Source organism: Haladaptatus ordinarius, from assembly GCF_054177595.1.
The window spans coordinates 1-1317 of sequence record NZ_JBPEHH010000262.1 but is presented as its reverse complement, the minus strand read 5'-3'; the positions used below and the strand labels follow the sequence as shown (position 1 = coordinate 1317).

Below are 1317 nucleotides of genomic sequence, written 5' to 3'. Positions count from 1 at the left end.
GCGCTCTCACTGGAGTGAGACCGCCGTCTTTGGTTGAATCATTCGCTCATCCGCGCCAGCTACTCTCGTCTCGCCCCAGAAACCGAGTCAGTAATCAGGAACGATGGGAACTACCGAGAGTATGATGGCGAACTAATTTACTCGACGCCCAAGTAGCCTGCTGCACCCCGCGCGATTGCCTCAATCGTCTCGTCGATGAGTCGCCCCTCTTCGCCATGGATGTCCGCGTGGCGGAGAGGAGCAATCGTCCATGGATTGACGTAGCTCTCACGCGGCAACCCGCCGGTTGCAAAATCAGCATCAGTAAGCAGAATCGCTACTGGCCGACGGGTTGTTGTCACCGCTGCATAGAGGGCTTCTTCGTCGCTGAATGGGTGTGTCTCATCACTTACGCGCACGTAGGGGCGGTACTCGTGGTCAGCAAAGAGGTCAGGGCCTTTCACGACCGCCCCACGGGGATATGCCATCCGCTCACGCCTCGTCATCGCCGTAGTAGTCGTCTGTGGTCGAGACAGAATTGGCGTGCGTCTGTGCGGCGAATGACGCGAGTCGGTCATCCTCTGCGATTGCCCAATACCGCCCTCGATGGCGAACGAGGCCACGGTCGTCAAGCCGAGAGAGGGCAGAGCCGACGCTCCCGCGCTTGATGCCGGTGGCCTCGTGGATCTCTGTTTGTGTGAATGCCTTGTCGTCGTTCTCAGCGAGGAACTGGAGGATTTGGTACGGCTGCGTGCCCTTAGAGAGTGAGAGGACGTCAACGGGTTCGTCGTCAAGGCGGTCGATGTTGATGGGCATGTGCAATACTTTGTAATAGATCGCAATAAAACCACCGACGCCAATGCTAAAGGATCACACCACTGGGGACACCAGAAGTCTCCTATTGCCGTCTTCGCCGCTGTATAGTTACAGTAATCCGTAGATTTTCGGTGGAAACCAGCTGTCGCGCCCCAACACGAATTTTGTGCTTCCCCGAGGGCGTCGAGTTGGGTGATCCCACTTCCGCTTACCGCTGTAAGCAGAAGTACACTGCACACTACTACCCCCAGTGTAATTGCGCACGAGATTCGCTCTATGCCCTGATAACAGGACTTCGCATATCTATAAATCACATACTGCGATAACAAAATCAGTTAATCAGGAGACCACACAAGTTCGGGATCTCAAATTCTACAAACCACTAGAGTATTGACATCTTGAAAGAACAGCGGTAGCAACCGCTGTGACCGACATTGTTCACCGATGGTTCTGAATCAGTCGTTTCGACGACTAATGTGAAGCGCTGATAGCGCTCCTGACTCGTGTTCAGGACACGATGCA

Annotated in this window: 2 protein-coding genes; both read right to left on the bottom strand. The window is 54.7% G+C overall.

What is annotated here, in order from left to right; genetic code table 11:
• Positions 1-137: 137 nt before the first annotated feature.
• A complete protein-coding gene (locus ACR3FF_RS27080; protein ID WP_458191192.1) occupies positions 138-485 on the bottom strand; it encodes a hypothetical protein in 348 nt (115 codons plus the stop codon).
• Complete coding sequence (locus ACR3FF_RS27075; RefSeq protein WP_458191191.1) at positions 472-795, bottom strand: helix-turn-helix transcriptional regulator; 324 nt, start codon at positions 793-795, stop codon at positions 472-474. Before ACR3FF_RS27075 ends, ACR3FF_RS27080 begins: the two co-directional genes overlap by 14 nt.
• Positions 796-1317: the final 522 nt, after the last annotated feature.